General features: G+C 34.4%; 15 protein-coding genes and 1 riboswitch. All 15 genes read right to left on the bottom strand.

Annotated elements, in window-relative coordinates; translation table 11 throughout:
• Window positions 1–43: 43 nt before the first annotated feature.
• The 15 genes from HSACCH_RS03700 to HSACCH_RS03630 all read right to left on the bottom strand — a co-directional run bounded on the left by HSACCH_RS03700 (window position 44) and on the right by HSACCH_RS03630 (window position 16,259).
• On the bottom strand, window positions 44–1,114 hold the full coding sequence (locus tag HSACCH_RS03700; protein WP_040476942.1) for an SAM-dependent methyltransferase: 1,071 nt from the start codon (window positions 1,112–1,114) through the stop codon (window positions 44–46).
• Between the two features lie 94 nt (window positions 1,115–1,208).
• A complete protein-coding gene (gene recQ / locus HSACCH_RS03695; protein WP_005487934.1) occupies window positions 1,209–2,984 on the bottom strand; it encodes a DNA helicase RecQ in 1,776 nt (591 codons plus the stop codon).
• Window positions 2,985–3,057: 73 nt separating this feature from the next.
• Window positions 3,058–4,155, bottom strand: a complete 1,098-nt coding sequence (locus HSACCH_RS03690) for an alpha-amylase family glycosyl hydrolase (RefSeq protein ID WP_005487933.1) — start codon at window positions 4,153–4,155, stop codon at window positions 3,058–3,060.
• Between the two features lie 156 nt (window positions 4,156–4,311).
• Complete coding sequence (gene pflA / locus HSACCH_RS03685) at window positions 4,312–5,040, bottom strand: pyruvate formate-lyase-activating protein (RefSeq protein ID WP_005487932.1); 729 nt, start codon at window positions 5,038–5,040, stop codon at window positions 4,312–4,314.
• Between the two features lie 85 nt (window positions 5,041–5,125).
• Window positions 5,126–7,354, bottom strand: coding sequence for a formate C-acetyltransferase (gene pflB / locus HSACCH_RS03680; RefSeq protein WP_005487931.1), 2,229 nt, complete (start codon window positions 7,352–7,354; stop codon window positions 5,126–5,128).
• Between the two features lie 256 nt (window positions 7,355–7,610).
• Window positions 7,611–7,695: riboswitch (ZMP/ZTP riboswitch) on the bottom strand.
• Window positions 7,696–7,791: 96 nt separating this feature from the next.
• Window positions 7,792–8,409, bottom strand: coding sequence for a cyclase family protein (locus HSACCH_RS03675; protein WP_005487930.1), 618 nt, complete (start codon window positions 8,407–8,409; stop codon window positions 7,792–7,794).
• Between the two features lie 33 nt (window positions 8,410–8,442).
• Complete coding sequence (locus HSACCH_RS03670) at window positions 8,443–8,910, bottom strand: HAD family hydrolase (protein WP_005487928.1); 468 nt, start codon at window positions 8,908–8,910, stop codon at window positions 8,443–8,445.
• Window positions 8,911–8,931: 21 nt separating this feature from the next.
• Complete coding sequence (locus HSACCH_RS03665) at window positions 8,932–9,468, bottom strand: macro domain-containing protein (RefSeq protein WP_005487926.1); 537 nt, start codon at window positions 9,466–9,468, stop codon at window positions 8,932–8,934.
• A gap of 245 nt (window positions 9,469–9,713) precedes the next feature.
• Window positions 9,714–10,916 carry a peptide-methionine (R)-S-oxide reductase MsrB gene (gene msrB, locus HSACCH_RS03660; RefSeq protein WP_005487925.1) on the bottom strand — a complete coding sequence of 401 codons (1,203 nt, stop codon included), beginning with the start codon at window positions 10,914–10,916 and terminating at the stop codon, window positions 9,714–9,716.
• Window positions 10,917–11,047: 131 nt separating this feature from the next.
• Entirely contained in the window at window positions 11,048–11,899 is an 852-nt protein-coding gene (locus HSACCH_RS03655) for a damage-control phosphatase ARMT1 family protein (protein WP_005487923.1), read from the bottom strand.
• 117 nt (window positions 11,900–12,016) lie between these two features.
• Window positions 12,017–12,775 (bottom strand): ABC transporter ATP-binding protein, encoded by a 759-nt coding sequence (locus HSACCH_RS03650; protein ID WP_407635725.1) that lies wholly within the window; start codon window positions 12,773–12,775, stop codon window positions 12,017–12,019.
• A 64-nt stretch (window positions 12,776–12,839) separates the two neighbouring features.
• Entirely contained in the window at window positions 12,840–13,847 is a 1,008-nt protein-coding gene (locus HSACCH_RS03645) for a FecCD family ABC transporter permease (RefSeq protein ID WP_051056318.1), read from the bottom strand.
• Window positions 13,840–14,856 carry a FecCD family ABC transporter permease gene (locus HSACCH_RS03640; protein ID WP_005487918.1) on the bottom strand — a complete coding sequence of 339 codons (1,017 nt, stop codon included), beginning with the start codon at window positions 14,854–14,856 and terminating at the stop codon, window positions 13,840–13,842. Before HSACCH_RS03640 ends, HSACCH_RS03645 begins: the two co-directional genes overlap by 8 nt.
• 5 nt (window positions 14,857–14,861) lie before the next feature.
• Complete coding sequence (locus HSACCH_RS03635) at window positions 14,862–15,755, bottom strand: ABC transporter substrate-binding protein (RefSeq protein WP_084815728.1); 894 nt, start codon at window positions 15,753–15,755, stop codon at window positions 14,862–14,864.
• 279 nt (window positions 15,756–16,034) lie between these two features.
• Window positions 16,035–16,259 (bottom strand): ferredoxin, encoded by a 225-nt coding sequence (locus tag HSACCH_RS03630; RefSeq protein ID WP_005487916.1) that lies wholly within the window; start codon window positions 16,257–16,259, stop codon window positions 16,035–16,037.
• Between the last annotated feature and the right edge of the window lie 19 nt (window positions 16,260–16,278).

The following is a 16,278-nucleotide window of genomic DNA, read 5'->3' as shown; positions in this document are numbered from 1 at the left end:
TTAAATCGTGTATGGGTCTATTTTTTTCTATTACCTTACATTTTTATTTTTGAAAGAGATAATGGCTGATAAACCAATCATTTCCGTTATTATAACCAAAAAATTCCGCTGAAGAAATAAAAAATAAACGCCAGTAATTCCACCATTTTTCAGCAGCTTCTACTCCATAAGTTGATTCTAAAATTGGATAGATCTCATCCTTTTTCTGATCCATGTTCTCTAACCAGGCTTCTAAAGTCTTTTGATAATGTCTGCCTGAAAGAGCCCACTGTTTTTCCAGACTAAAATCATTACTAAAATAATGAAGCAGATCCTGGCTTGGCATAGTACCTCCACTAAAAAAGTAGCGGCTCATCCAATCACTTTTTTTCTGATCTTGATAAATAAATGGATAAAATTTATGCGAAAAAATATGCACAAATAATTTTCCATCAGCTAATAAAAAACTGCTTATCTTCTGCATTAGCTTTTGATAATTACGCATATGTTCAAACATTTCAACAGAAACAATCCGATCAAATTTGGCCTCTGTCTTAAAATTATTAATATCTGCTTTAACTGCTCTCAAATTATCAACCTTATTTGCTGCAGCCAGTTTGTTAATATAATTTATCTGGTCTTTGGAGTTGGACATTGAAATTATTCTTGAATCAGGAAATTTACGGGCAAGATAAAATGAAAAAGACCCCCAACCACAGCCTAATTCCAATATGTTTTGACCATTTTCTATCTCTGCTCGTTCTGCACTTAACTTTAACATTTGATCTTCTGCCTGGTCTAATCTTTGTTCTAGATTATTTTGTTTTTTTAATTTCTGATAACTTAAATCGTCTGACCAATAACAGCAGCTGTATTTTAAATTCCTTCCTAAAATTTTCTCAAAAAATTCAGGTGGTAATTCATAGTGCTGTTCGTTTGCAGCATCTGTTTGAACTGCAATTGGCTGCTTTTTGAGTTCTTGAATAAAATCATTTAGATAGTCATATCTTGCTTCAACTGATAACTTATTCTGTTTCTTTGCCCTTTTTTTGACAAGTCTTTTGACACCTCTACGTAGTATAAAATCTGGCAGATTTCCTTTTGCAAGTATTTTATCTAAATCCAAAGTTCTCACCTCATTATAGTATAATTATATTTTTCCGATATTAATTATAATTGTGATACTTTTTCTAAATTTATACTTTTTTAATTTATACATTTTCTTTAATTTAAGCATAATTTTTAACTGCAGTCAAGAAATCTTTTCCATACCGAGAATACTTAACTTCCCCAACTCCACTTACCTGGAGCATCTCTGTCTTATTCTGGGGCAGAACTCTGCACATATCCTTAAGACTGCTGTCGTGAAAAATAATGTATGGTGGTACTCCTTCTTTTTTAGATATTTCTTTCCTCAATTCTTTTAAAATTATAAATAATTCACTATCTTCACTAATCCGCTGCTGTTCTTTTTCTATTCTTCTTTCAACATCTAATTCAGCATTCATAATTTGATATGATTTTTTATTTAATTTTAAAAGGGGATATTTAGCTCCCGCCTGACTGAGATAATCATCTGCTATTAAAAGATTGATTAAATTTTTAATTTCTTTAATTGTATAATCAGCCATAATCCCATATGTTGAAAGCTGATCAAATTTTGAATCTAAAATTTTCTTACTCTTAGATCCAGCAAGTACTTTTGCAGTTACTGTAATCCCCCAGCCTTCATCTAATCTATAAACACAGGATAATATTTTTTGAGCCTCAACAGTTATATCCTGCAGCTGACGTTGATCATTACAGCTGCTGCAGCTGCCGCATTTTTTAGCAACATCTTTTTCACCAAAATATTTTAAGATATAAGCCCGCAGACATTTGCTGGTGTGACAATAATCTACCATCTGCTGCAGTTTCTTTAACTGTTCTTCTTTTCGATCAGCATCAGTTCCCACCTGATCGATTAAAAATTTCTGGATATGTTTATCACCTGGTGCATAAAGCAGAAAACAGTCAGCTGGCTCACCATCTCTCCCAGCTCTACCGGCTTCTTGATAGTATGATTCCATATTTTTAGGCATATTATAATGAATTACAAAGCGGACATTTGATTTATCAATTCCCATCCCAAAAGCATTTGTAGCTACAACTATTTTTATTTTATCATAAATAAAATCTTCCTGAGCCTCTGTTCTTTCTTGATCTGATAATCCGGCATGATAGCGGGCTACCTGATAATCTAATTTATTCAGCAGCTGATAGATTCTGTTAACTTCTTTTCTGGTTGCTGCATAAATTATACCTGGCTGATCCGAATTAACTTTTAAATAATCTTTTAAAAACTGATCTTTATCGATACCCTTTCTAATTCTAAAGCTCAAATTAGGTCTATCAAAACCACTTGTATAAATTAGCGGGTTGTTCATTTTTAACTGAATACTAATATCCCTTTTGACCTGTGGAGTTGCCGTAGCAGTAAAAGCAGTTAAGATTACTTTTTTATTTAATCTTTCTACAATCTGAGCAATATTTAAATAACTAGGTCTAAAATCATGCCCCCAGTGCGAAACACAGTGGGCCTCATCTACAGCAACCATTGCTATATCAAGCTCTCTCAGTAAATTAATAAATCGAAATGAATTTAATCGTTCTGGAGCTATATAGAGCAGCTTATATTTTCCTGCTGCAGCTGCATCCAATCTTTTTTTCATCTCTTTACTGCTGATTGAGCTGTTAATATAGCTGGCCTTAATTCCCATTTCTGTAAGTGCATCCACCTGGTCTTTCATCAGTGAAATAAGCGGTGAAATTACAATTGTCAGTCCTTCGAAAATTAGGGCCGGAATCTGGTAACAGAGCGACTTACCAGAACCGGTTGGCATTACTGCAGCTGTATCTCTACCAGCTAAAATACTTTCTATAACCTTTTTCTGTCCTTTTCTAAAAGTATTATAACCGTAATATTTTTTTAAAATTCCTTCAATATTTTCTATTTCTGCAAGCATAAAAAATCCTTTCTGCTGCTTTAATTTTAATTATCTAATTAATTTTTTTTATACAGTTTAATTTTTCTCTTTTTTAATCTTCTATAAATATTTCATAATCTCTTCCCTTAACTTTTAGAGTTGAGTAAGAATATTCGTCATAACCATTATTAATGATTAAATTATATCTGCCGCGTCTAGCATGATAAATATCATCATTTAAATTCACTATTTCAAGCGGCTGGTGACTGGAGTTTTTCCTTAAATTTATCAATTCATCTAACTTATCTTTTAGATCATATTTAAAATAATCATTCCAATAGATAACTGCCGGATTATCCTGAAAAAGGATATAGGCATAACCTAATTCCTTATTTGTGATAATTGCATCTTTATTAAAATCCCGTTCTTCTCTTTCTATATCATGATTTGAAAGAAAATTAACTTTATTTTCTTTAGAGATGCCTTCTATACTCTGCATCGGAAAAAATGGATCCATACACATTTCCTTAATACTGTAATAAAGTGGGAAATTGAATAAATTAATTTGACTGTGATCAATAAATTCCTGTAATGTTCGATCATCGCCATTCCAGTATTCACCAACCATAAATGTATTATCCCTAAATTGATCTACAAATTCCTTAGTAAAATCCCAGCGCATATCTTTTAAATTGTCGAGACGAAAACTGTCAAAACCAATGTCCTTTTTGAGCCAGTCCGCCCATTTAATTAATTCATTTTTCATATATTCTTGATCAGAGTAATAGCAAATTGTTTCACCAAAACTGTTACGGCTGCTGCAGCCACCACATTCATGACAAAAATGCATATGATTTTTAGGAAAGTTTTTTTCCTTAAATCTAGTATAAGTTTTCTTTTCAAAATGAGGATTCCATTCTTTTTTACCACCGAGCATATGTCCTAAAACTAAATCTGCCATAACATCTATATTATTTTCATGAAATTTATTAATTAGTTTTTTTAAGGTTTTTTTGTTGCCAAATTTAGAATCTAAATTATAGTGTTCTTTAATATCATAACCCATTGAATTTTTTCCGTCCATACCCTTTGATGGTGGTGGCAGCCAGACTGTATCAAATCCTTTAACTGCTATTTCATCTGCAATTGAATTTATTTCTTCCCACCAGTTATCAAGACAGTTCCAATAAAAAGCCTGAAGTATCAACATATTATATCTCCTATTAATAAATCATTTATTTTTAATACTCTTATTTTCTAATAATAATTATCAGTATTATTTATTATACCATATTTTTCGACATAAAAACAGAAAGCCCCAACCAAAACGAATTTGATTGGGATTCCTGTTAAATATCAACTATACTTAGGCTATATTTATTTTATAATTTTTGAAAATAGAATTTAACTCTGCCATTTTTTTTGCAGAAGGTGGATCAACAGCAGCCAGCTTATATTCAAGTCCTAAATTCTCCCATTTATGCTTTCCTAATTCGTGATATGGAAGTAGTTCTATCTTTTCTAAATACTTTTTATCTTTAAGATAATTAGCAAACTGCTGCATTTCTGCTAGATCATCTGTAATTCCAGGAACAATAACCTGTCTGACCCAGTAAGGCTGTTTCTCTAACTCCAAAAGTTCTACAATATTAAGAGTTTTTTCGTTGCTGACTCCAGTCAGATCCTGGTGTTTTAAATTATCCATAGTTTTGATATCTAAAAGAACTAGATCCAAATACGGAAGCAGCTTTTTAAACTTTTCTGGATCTACATAGCCGGAAGTATCCACTGCCGTATGCAGACCTTCAGCCTTAGCTTTTTTTAAGAGATCCAAAGTAAATTCAAGCTGCATAGTAGGTTCTCCACCTGAAATTGTAATTCCACCACCTGAACGCTCTATATAAGGTTTAATTTTTACTATTTTTTTCATCAATTCTTCAGTTGTAGTCTTTTTACCTTCTTTTAATTTCCAGGTGTCTGGATTGTGACAATACTGACAGCGCAGTGGACAGCCTTGAGTAAAAACAACAAAGCGAATTCCGGGGCCATCAACTGTCCCCATACTTTCTGTAGAATGAATATATCCTTCAGTCATAATGACCTCCTTTTGATTGGTACCGGGTTATAGTGAACAAAATAATTAGTACCAGGTTATAGTGAACAAAAACACAACATCTTATTTATATTGACTTATGGAATGTTCTTGCTATAACTTCCTGCTGCTGTTCTGCTGTTAATTTAATAAAGTTAACAGCATAACCGGAAACTCTGATTGTCAGCTGAGGATATTCTTCAGGATGCTCAACTGCATCAAGTAAAGTTTCTCGTCTTAAAACATTAACATTTAAATGATGTGCACCCTGATCAAAATAACCGTCCAATATTGAAGTTAAATTATTCTGCTGAGCAGTTTCAGTTTTACCAAGAGCTTCTGGCACAATAGAAAATGTATTAGAAATACCATCCTGGCAGTACTCATAAGGTATTTTAGCAACCGAGTTAAGTGAAGCTAATGCACCAGATGTATCTCTACCGTGCATTGGATTTGCTCCAGGTGCAAAGGCTTCTCCTGCTTTACGTCCATCGGGTGTAGCACCTGTTTTCTTACCATAAACAACATTCGAAGTAATTGTCAGTACTGACATGGAATGAACCGCATCTCTGTAGAGCTGATGCTGTTTTAGCTTATTAATAAATAGTTTAACTACTTCTACAGCCAACTTATCTACACGATCATCATCATTACCGTACTTAGGGAAATCTCCATTGATCTCAAAATCAACAATTAGACCCTCTTCATTTCTGATTGGTTTAACTTCTGCATATTTTATTGCACTTAAGGAGTCGGCAATAATTGAAAGACCAGCTACACCAAAACCCATAATCCTCTGAACTTCAGTATCGTGCAGGGCCATCTGTACTGCCTCATAAGCATATTTATCGTGCATAAAGTGAATTATATTTAAAGCATCTACATATTTTTCGCTTAACCAGTCAAGGAAGCGGTCAAAATTCTCCATAACTTTATCATATTCTAAAACATCACCCTCATAAGCTTTAAACTCCGGTCCTACCTGGGTTCCGCTGACCTCATCTTTACCACCATTTAAGGAATAAAGCAGTGTTTTAGGAAGATTACATCTAGCACCAAAGTACTGAATATCTTTACCGGGTGTCATTGCTGAAACACAGCAGGCGATCCCGTAATCATCAGAAAAGTTAAGGCGCATTAGATCATCATTTTCATACTGCAGTGAACTTGTGTCTTTTGAAACTTTAGTGCAGTAGTTTTTAAAGCTTTCAGGCAGCTGTTCTGACCAGAGCACTGTTAAATTTGGTTCTGGAGCAGGACCTAAGTTATATAAAGTATTTAAAATTCTATAACTAGTTTTTGTAACAAGTGGTCTGGTATCAATTCCAATTCCACCTAAAACAATTGTTACCCAGAGTGGATCTCCACTGAATAGTTCGTTATAAGCTGGAGTTCTCAGCTGTCTGGCAAGTCTCAATTTAATTACAAAATCATCTATTATCTCCTGTGCTTCTTTTTCAGTTAGTAAGCCAGCTTCAATATCTTTTTCAAAATAAATATCAAAGAACTCTGCAACTCGACCAAAGGACATTGCCGCTCCATTGTTTTCCTGAATTGCGCCAAGATAAGCAAGATAAGTCCACTGTACTGCTTCTTCAGCATTTTTAGCAGGTCGCGAAAGATCACAGCCATATGTTTCTCCAAGTCCCTTCAACCTTTTAAGAGCTTTGATTTGATCGCTAACTTCTTCTCTTAAGCGAATAGTTTCTTCGGTCATTGGACTCTTTAAATTTGCCTTATCTTCTTTTTTAGCTTCAATTAATCTATCTATACCATAAAGTGCAACTCTTCTATAATCACCAATAATTCTGCCGCGGCCGTAAGCATCAGGCAGACCGGTAATTACACCTGAGCGTCTAATTTCTCTAATTTTTGGTGTATAGGCATCATAAACACCATCATTATGTGTCTTTCTATATTTAGTAAAAATCTCATCTATTTCGGGATCTACTTCTTCGCCATAAGCTTCTGCTGCCTGACGAGCCATTCTAATCCCACCATAGGGATTTAAAGTTCTTTTTAAAGGTTGGTCCGTCTGTAGACCAACAATTATTTCTTTATCCTGATCTATATAACCAGCATCATAAGCATTAATATCTGCAACTGTTTCTGTATCTATAGCGAGTACACCATCATTTTCTCTTTCTTGTTTAAGAAGCTCTGAACTCTGATTCCAGATTGCTTCCGTTCTTTTGGTGGGACCTTCTAAAAAATCAGCTCCACCAGTATAAGGAGTATAATTTTGCTGAACAAAATCTCTCACATCAACTTCTTCTTTCCATCTTTGACCCTTCATTTTTAAAGTATCGAATTTCATTTAAAATCCTCCCTTTTAGTCTTATAAGCTTATTGGTTGCTTAAAAATATATTTTGTGAGTTAAGAACTTAATTTTACTAATATATCAGTTAAGCTGAATTCTACTCTAATTTTAGCAGAATATTTTTCCAACGTCAAATCCTGAGTGCTTTACTATGTTTTCAAATTACCTGCTTATTGTAAATTAGATTACATTTGCTGTCTTTAAGACTAAAATATGTAACTAAACAAAAAAATCGCCCCCCGGATATGTTTTATTCAATATCCAGGCGGGCGATTCATTAAAGATTATATTCCCCTATGGTTAAACCCATATTTATCCGCCAGTCATATAATCCATTTATTCAAATTTTAATTACACTTTATATACTAGCAAATAGTTTTGGAACTGTCAAATTAAAAATAGTTGAATCTGAATTTTAACTGTCAATTTCTAGCTAAATTTCTGCTGCTGCTCTGCAGGGAGCCGCTTCAGCTCTAACTTTTAGCGGAAACAGAAAAAATTTAAAAGATTTAAATTCTGGTAGTTGATCTAAATTACAGAGATTTTCTAAAATAAAAATATTATTCCTAAATAGTTTTTGATGAATCTGATAGGGATTTCTGTCAGGTGATGGAAGATCAAACCCTAAAATTTTAATTTCTTTTTTAATAAGTAAATCTGCCAGCTCCTCTGAAATAACTGGATGCTCTGTATAATATTCTTTTGTACCATATTTTGTAGCAAAGCCTGTATAAATAATTATAATATCATCTTTTTCAATTAGTTTTTTATATTTATCTTTTACAGTTATTACTTTTTCGCCAACTGCATTTAAAAGTTTGGCTCTGCCGTTTAAATATGCTAGATCTATATCGGAAATATGGCGCTGATCATTTAACATATGTGCCGGTAGATCAAGATGAGTTCCGGCATGCATTCCCATTTTGAGATTATGATTGGCATAGGCATCTCGACTAAGCTTTTTGTCATTTTCGAGTTCAACTTCTAAATCACCCGGATAAACAGGCATCTTAGAGTAAATTTCGTAACTTAAATCAATTAGATCTGCCACTTTATACCTCCCTAATTTAGTTAAAAAGCCCAACTATTTTCTTAAAGTAGCTTTTAGCCTTTTTGGTTTAGACAGTATTGCTAAAACATCATTAATCTCTCTACTAATCAGATCTGCTTCCCTAAGAGCACCAGCGGCTGTTCCTTCAGGCCCAATTACTGCAATACCTAATTCTGCTTTTTTAAGCATCAGTGCATCATTGTTACCATTACCAACTGCAATAACATTTTTGCAGCCTAATTTTTTTATAAAATCAGCTTTAAACTTGCTTCCATCACTGCTGTCAATTATAACCAGTTCTGCTTTTAAATCTTTTAACAATTCAGCCGCTGTTCCAAAAGTATCTGCAGTTAAAATATATATATCAAAATCTGCAGCTAAACTGTTAATTCCTGCTTTAACTCCTCTAATCAAACTACCATCACAGGCTATGGTACCATTCAGGTCAAAAACTATTTTGTCAATTTCAATTTTTTTATAATCTGGTATATTCAAATTCAAGCTAGTTACTCCTTCTTTAAGTTATTTTTTTAAGATTTTCTTAGCCTCATTTTTATATACTTCTAAATCTTTAGAACTGTATAATACAAAGCGTATCAGCTTAATCTTTTTTAGATCTGCTGCCATTTCTTTGATGGTTTTTAATGAAATTTGTGCAGCTTCTTTAATTGGATAAGCAAAAGCACCAGTTGAAATTGCAGGAAAAGCAACACTTTTCAACTGACATTCTTCAACCAGATGTAGTGAATTTTGATAGCATCTAGCAAGCAGCTCAGCCTCAGGTTTGTCCTCACCATATACTGGACCCAATGTGTGAATTACATATTGATTAGGAAGCTTAAAAGCAGAAGTAATCACTGCCTCTCCTACCTGAATTGGTGCCAAATCTCTACAGGCTTCTTCCAGCTCAGGACCAGCAGCTCGATGAATTGCTCCAGCAACTCCACCGCCAGTTTTTAGCTGAGCATTTGCAGCATTAACCACAGCTTCAATATCTGTTTGAGCTGATATATCTCCTTTAATTAACTGTAGTTCAAGCTTAGCTAGTTTAAATTTCATTAAAAACCCTCCTCGGTAACGCTCTCAAATTAAATAACTTTAGAAAACAAAATTAAGTTAATTTTTCTTATCAATTATATAATTCTATAAGAAGTGTTATTTACCTTTTTTAAGATCTCAAATTTGATTAAAAAGCAAAATAATATTAAAAAATTATCAAAATTAGTCAGGTTGATTTAAACTATTTAAAGGGCTGGAATGATTCCAGCCCTTTTAGTATTTAATATATTCAGTTAGTAGTCATTTTATTCAAATAAATATTCAAATTCCTCATAACCTTCTTCAGCTAGATCTTCAGCTGGGATAAATCTTAGAGCGGCTGAATTCATGCAGTATCTTAAACCTGTTGGTTTAGGACCATCTTCAAATACATGACCCAAATGAGAATCAGCATTTTTACTTCTAATCTCTATTCTGGTCATCCAGAGTGATTTATCCTCAACTTCAACAATATTTTCTTCAACCAGTGGCTTAGTAAAACTGGGCCAGCCTGATCCTGATTCGAATTTATCAGTTGAGGAAAAAAGTGGTTCACCAGAAACTACATCAACATAGATACCAGGTTCTTTATTATCCCAGTATTTATTATTAAAAGCAGGTTCTGTAGCATCAAGCTGAGTTACCTTGTACTGCAGATCAGTTAAACGCTCTCTCAATTCCTGATCACTTTCTTCTTCATTAATCACTACACTGTCAGCATCTTCAGTCTTACAGAAAGTAACACATTCAGCCGGATCAATACTATTTCTTTCTAAAAGTCTTTCCTGCAGCTCAGTACTTAAACCAAGTTCACCGATATTCTGAATAATATTATCACGCTCACCATTACCAGTAAAATAGCCATTAGCTTTAGTTACTGCTGGAGAATTAATAAATTCCTCCATAGATAGCTGGGACAAATAATGATTTTTAAAATCCTGAGCCTGCTGTAATCTAAATTTCTGATGATAATCTTCAGCAAAATAGAATTTATCCAGTTTTTTAATTTCGGTCTTGATTTCTCTACCACTTTCAGCTTCTAATTTTCTCTTCATTTCCAGAGCTAAATCCTGCTGCTTAGAATTATTATATAAAATTAAAGAGGCGTACTGTCTCGAATAAGCCGGTCTGTAAGGGTCATGACTGGCAAAAAAGATTTCAAGTAATTCACTGTAAGAAATAACTTCTGGATCATAATCAATTTCTATTGTTTCAGTGTGATCACCAATCATCTTATAAGTTGGGTTATTTTTATCGCCACCAGCATAACCAACTCGAGTTCTAACAACACCTTCTAAAGCTCCAAAGGAAGCGTCGGGTCCCCAAAAGCAGCCTAAAGCAAAAGTGGCTGTTTCAGTATCAACTTCATTCATTTTTTGATCATAGGGAATCTCTGTTTGAGCAAATACACTAGAATTTAGTGTAAAAACTGTCAATAATATAATTGAAAATACAAGTAAATAATCCATTAAATCTACCTCCTATTTATTTAAAAGATATAATATCCTGCCTTGCTATAAATATAATAATATTAATTACTAATAAATAATAGTAAGTAGATTACTCAAGATTGAATTTACCTTTCAGTTTTAACTAAATATTATCTATAAAGAAATACAAAATCATTTAATTCTACACCCAAGACTTCAGCAATTATTTCACATTTTGCCTTAAGTAAAAAATAGATATCTTCTTCAATATCCAACAAACCTTCTAAATTACCCTGGCCTTTAGAAATTACTAAATCAGCATTTTTATAGGCTTCTAAAAATTCTTGAGAAGCCTCTTCCATTAACATTCCAGGAGCAGTAGTGCCGCTCTTAATTATTTCTGCATATTCTCCAATTCCTAATTCTGCAGCTTTTTCTGCGGTTATATCATTTAAAATAGGAATCTCTCTAACTGCATATGTAATATTTAAGTTATATGGTTTTAATTCTTTAAGAAGTAGACGATCAAAAAGAGCTTCACCTGTGTTGTCTGCAATTATTAATAAACTATCTGCTTTTTTAATTTTTTCTTTAAAGCATTTATAATCACTGTGAGCAAATGAATCTTTAATTGCCTGATCAATATTTTCTTTAATATTAACATTTAAAGAAACTCCGGCATCAATTGAATTCCCCATTGCTGACATCAATAAAGAAGCCAGCAATGAATCTTCAGCTTTCTTAATTTCAGCTTCTACGAGCGGCAGCAGCCTCTGAGCCTCTTTTAAATTTTTCTCTTTTAAATCAAAATATGGATCTTCCACCTCAGTTAAATTTTTAATATATTTCTGAATTTCAGCAGCAAGCATCGGAGCCGTAAAATCATTTTCGAGAGCAGGAGTCAATATTTCTCCAAAATGTTTAATAATCTGCTTCATTTCCTTCTCATTAACTTCAATCATTTCAGCTGATTCAATACTCTGTCTTAAGATACAGGGGTAACAGCCATATTTTATTTTCACTATAAATCACCTCAATAAAATTATATGCAGTTTTTGAGCATAAGTCAATAAATAAATGTTTTTCAAAAATTTCTTAAATTATTAAAACTGCTGTTTTTATAAACAGCAGCCTAAAATTTATATTGCTCGATTCAATTTGTTCTTTTTGTTCTTTCCAGTTGGAATACAGAGAGGTGTTCCAAATACAGGGTCAGAAACAATCTGACAGTTTAAATCAAAAACTTCTTTAATCACTTCTTCATCAATAACTTCTTCCGGTTTTCCCTGAGCAAAAACTCCTTTATCTTTAATAGCCACTATATGATCGGCATAGCGGCAGGCTAAGTTTAAATCATGCAGGACCATAATAATTGTCCGCTGATCTTTCTTGTTTAATTCATAGAGTAAGTCAAGCAGATCAACCTGATGGGAGAGATCAAGATAGGTAGTTGGCTCATCTAGTAAAATTATTTCTGTGTCCTGAGCCAGGACCATTGCCAACCAGGCCCTCTGACGCTGCCCACCAGAGAGTGAACTTAAATCTCGGTTGGCAAATTCTAAAAGACCTGTGTCTTTTAAAACCTTTTCAACTATCTTATGATCCTCACTGCTTGAGGCTTGATACCATTTTTGATAGGGATATCTTCCCTGTTCAACAAGTTTACGGACGGTAATTCCCTCTGGAATAGTAGAGCTTTGAGGTAAAAATGCAAGCTTTTTTGCCACTTTTTTGGTTGAAAGCTGATTAATATCTTCTCCCTTCAGTTCTACAGAACCCTCCACGGGTTTTAAAAGTCGGGCCATAGAATTAAGTAGGGTTGATTTACCAGAACCATTACCACCAATAAAAATAGTAATTTCGCCTTCTGGTATCTTTAAGTCAAGGTTATCAATTATTTTATCTTTGTCATAGGCCAGTGATAAATTTTTAGTTTCTAAAATACTCAAAGTTCTACCTCCTTTAGAATTGGTTGCGATTTCTGTAAAGTAAATAAATAAAAAATGGGGCTCCGATTCCGGAAACAAAGACTCCTGCAGGTAAGTCAAGTGGTAAAAAGGCAGTTCTGGCAAGTAAATCTGCTGCCATAAAAATCATTCCCCCAGATAAAACTGAATAAATAATTAAGATTGAATAAGATTTCCCTCCCATTTTTCGGGCTATATGAGGTGCAATCAGCCCAATAAAGGCAACTCCTCCAGCATAGGATACAGCAGAACCAGCCAGAGCTACACTGATTGCCATTAAGAGAAAGCGATTAAGCTGAATATTCAAACCAAGACCTGCAGCCACCTTATCACCTAAGGCCAGCAGATTTAAACTTTTGTAAAAAGCAAAAGCCAGTGGGATAAAAATTATAACCCAGGGCAAAAATTGAAAAAGCTCCTCCCAGTTTGTACCATAAATACTCCCTGTCAGCCAGACATAGGACTGAACTGTAGTACTAATTGGACTGAAGACAATAATCATTGTTACCAGAGCATCGACAGCTGCTGCAATCCCAATTCCAATCAAAACCAGCCTGATTGAGCTGACACCCTTCTGCCAGGCCAGAAAATAGATCAAAGTCGAAACCACTGCTGCTCCCAAAATGGCAGCAAAAGGCAAACCGGCAATCCCATAATCAGCACTAAAAAAACTTAAGTAGATGACTGCTCCAGCAGAAGCCCCACCTGTGATTCCAATTATATCCGGAGAAGCCAGGGGATTTTTAATATTCGCCTGCAGAATAAGTCCTGAAACTGAGAGAGCTGCCCCAACTAAAAAAGCCATAAGTGTACGGGGTAAGCGTAAAATATTAATTGTGAAATTATAAGATCCAGCTTCCAGTCCCAAAAAGTGACTGATCACAGTCACTGGTGAGATATAGCTGCTGCCAAAGGATAAAGAAAGAATAAAAATTAATCCTGCTAGCAGAATGAGTCCAAAAATTAAGATAAGCTCCTGTGAAATTTTTAAATTTTTAAGCATTAACTTTAAACCCCCGCCTGACAATGTAAACAAAAAGTGGTGCTCCCATAAAAGCTGTCATTACTCCAATCGGTACTTCCTGAGGCATAATGATAATCCTGGCTACAATATCTGCAATTAAAAGCAAGCCTGCTCCAATAATAAAAGAATAAATTATCAGCCAGTGGTAGTTATTCCCGACAAAAAAGCGGCTGATATGAGGAACTACTAAACCAATAAAAGATATTGCGCCTGCTGCAGCCACTGAGCTACCGGCCAGAATAACAATGCTCAAACCGAGTAAAAGTTTAATGATTATAGTTTTTTGACCCAAGCCTGCTGCCATTTCTTCTCCAATTAGTAAAACATTAATATCTTTGGCCAAAAACAAAGCCAGAATTATCGCTCCTAATATAAAAGGAAGCAGCGGCATAATCATTTCCAGATCTCTACCGGCAGTTGAACCAGAGAGCCAGAAAAGAACACTTTCTAAACTCTCCTGGTTAATTACCAAAAGTCCCTGAGTAAAAGAATGGAAAAGAGCAGTCACTGCAGCTCCAGCAAGAATCATTTTTAGAGAGGAAAGCCCACTTCTACCCAGAGAAGCAATAAAATAAACCAGCAACCCGGCCAGCATTGAACCAAAAAAAGCAAGCCAAATGCTGATCTCCATCGAAGTTACTCCAAATAATGTAGCTGCAATTACCAGTAGGAAAACTGCACCTGAGTTAAGCCCAAAAATTCCGGGAGCAGCAAGCGGATTACCGGTCAGCGCCTGCATTAAAGCCCCAGCAACAGCAAGACTTCCCCCTGCTGCTAGAGCAATCACAGTTCTGCTCAATCTGGTTGAGCGGACTATTATATGTCTTGTTGACTGCTGATCAAAACTAAATAGTGCCCTGTAAACACTCGTTAAGGAAACAAAGTGCTGACCAACAGCTAGACTAAAAACTGCTGCTGTCAGTAACAAGAAAGTTAAGAACATCAACATTTTCAATTTTGTCTTTGGTTTACGCAAAAGATGAGTCATTTAATTTATTCTTCCAATTCAAAATGTTCATATAATTGATCTAACATAATATGGGCTGATTCAATTCCTCCAGCCATATTCCAGGCAACCTGATCAACTCTAAACACCTGCTCATTTTGAACAGCATCTAAGTTTTTCCAGAGTGGATGTTTAGTCCATTCCTGATAGGTGTTTTCTACCGCCTGATCATCTGACATAAAGATGAAGAAGGCTTCTGCATTCATTTCCGGGATACTTTCTTTAGAAGTTAATTTAACTCCCCAGGTATCTTTTTTATGGTCTTCAGGCCTCTCAAAACCAAGTTCATTTAGAATTCTTCCAGCATAACCACTGTAATAAATACGGGCATGGTCTGCTCTAAAGTTTAAAACAGCAACTTCAATCGGCCACTTGCCACCAATTTTATCTTCAATTTTTTCTCTAAAATCTGCAACTCGCTGATCCCAATTATTTAAGACTTCTGCTGCCTTTTCTTCTCTACCTGCAGCTTTACCTATTAATTTAACAGTTTCCCGATAGCGGAACACATTTTCTTCCATTACTGTTGGAGCAATCTGGGAAAGCAGGTTATAAATATCCTCATGTCTCATCTTGGAAGCAATAATTAAATCCGGATTTAATTTATTAATTTCCTCCAGATTAGGCTGGGTTTCCAGACCAACCTGTTTAACATCACTCAAACTATTCCGCAAATACTTATAAACCGGCTTTTCAACCCAGGATTCCACAATACCAGTTAGAGGTATTCCAAGAGCATAAGCAGCATCATTTGCACCCTGATAAAGAGTTATAACTCTCTGTGGAGTACCTTCGATTTCAGTTTTTCCTATTGCATGCTCTACAACCCTTTTCTCTGCCATCACCGAAATACTTAAAGTTATAATTAACAATAAAACCATTACCAAAACAGCTATGTAATTCTTTTTATTTAACAAAATAAATCCTCCTTGAAGACTTTTTAGTTATTTTTTCTGATTTAAAAATTTGATACAAGTAAAAATTGTTATCGATTGAGACTAATTATCAAGTTCAATCGTTTTTAATTATAACTAAACATATTTATTTTGTCAAGATTAGCGATAAAATATAACTATTTAGTAAACCAATAATAATTATCTCTATCTGCTCAAATAAAAAAATGGAGGGATTTAACCCTCCACAATAAGTACTTTTTTATTTTAACCGTCACTGCCAATTGCATCGACTGGACAAGCTTCTAGAGCACTCTCACACGCTGTTTTTTCAGCTTCGTTTTCAGGCTGTTTATAGACATAAGCATAGTCAGCACCCATTTCAAAATTATCTGGAGCTTCTCCAACACAAATTCCACAGGCGATACATTGATCATCAACATAATAATCACCAGCAACATTTTCCGAAACCCGATTTTCTACATCTGCCATTAGTACCACTCCTTTTAAT

The organism is Halanaerobium saccharolyticum subsp. saccharolyticum DSM 6643 (assembly GCF_000350165.1).
In the GTDB taxonomy this organism is placed as follows: domain Bacteria; phylum Bacillota; class Halanaerobiia; order Halanaerobiales; family Halanaerobiaceae; genus Halanaerobium; species Halanaerobium saccharolyticum.
Note: the sequence above shows the minus strand (reverse complement) of the source record. Positions and strands in the feature narration are given on the sequence as shown.

Bases quoted from the DNA above. Each gene is read 5' to 3' on its own strand.
- recQ (WP_005487934.1), bottom strand. From the start codon at position 2,984: ATGCTTGCAGAAATAGAAAATATTGAAGGAATTTTAAAAAAATATTAC.
- HSACCH_RS03690 (WP_005487933.1), bottom strand. From the start codon at position 4,155: ATGTTGATACTTCAGGCTTTTTATTGGAACTGTCTTGATAACTGGTGG.
- pflA (WP_005487932.1), bottom strand. From the start codon at position 5,040: ATGACTGAAGGATATATTCATTCTACAGAAAGTATGGGGACAGTTGAT.
- pflB (WP_005487931.1), bottom strand. From the start codon at position 7,354: ATGAAATTCGATACTTTAAAAATGAAGGGTCAAAGATGGAAAGAAGAA.
- HSACCH_RS03665 (WP_005487926.1), bottom strand. From the start codon at position 9,468: ATGAAATTTAAACTAGCTAAGCTTGAACTACAGTTAATTAAAGGAGAT.
- msrB (WP_005487925.1), bottom strand. From the start codon at position 10,916: ATGGATTATTTACTTGTATTTTCAATTATATTATTGACAGTTTTTACA.
- HSACCH_RS03645 (WP_051056318.1), bottom strand. From the start codon at position 13,847: ATGCTTAAAAATTTAAAAATTTCACAGGAGCTTATCTTAATTTTTGGA.
- HSACCH_RS03640 (WP_005487918.1), bottom strand. From the start codon at position 14,856: ATGACTCATCTTTTGCGTAAACCAAAGACAAAATTGAAAATGTTGATG.
- HSACCH_RS03635 (WP_084815728.1), bottom strand. From the start codon at position 15,755: ATGGTTTTATTGTTAATTATAACTTTAAGTATTTCGGTGATGGCAGAG.
- HSACCH_RS03630 (WP_005487916.1), bottom strand. From the start codon at position 16,259: ATGGCAGATGTAGAAAATCGGGTTTCGGAAAATGTTGCTGGTGATTAT.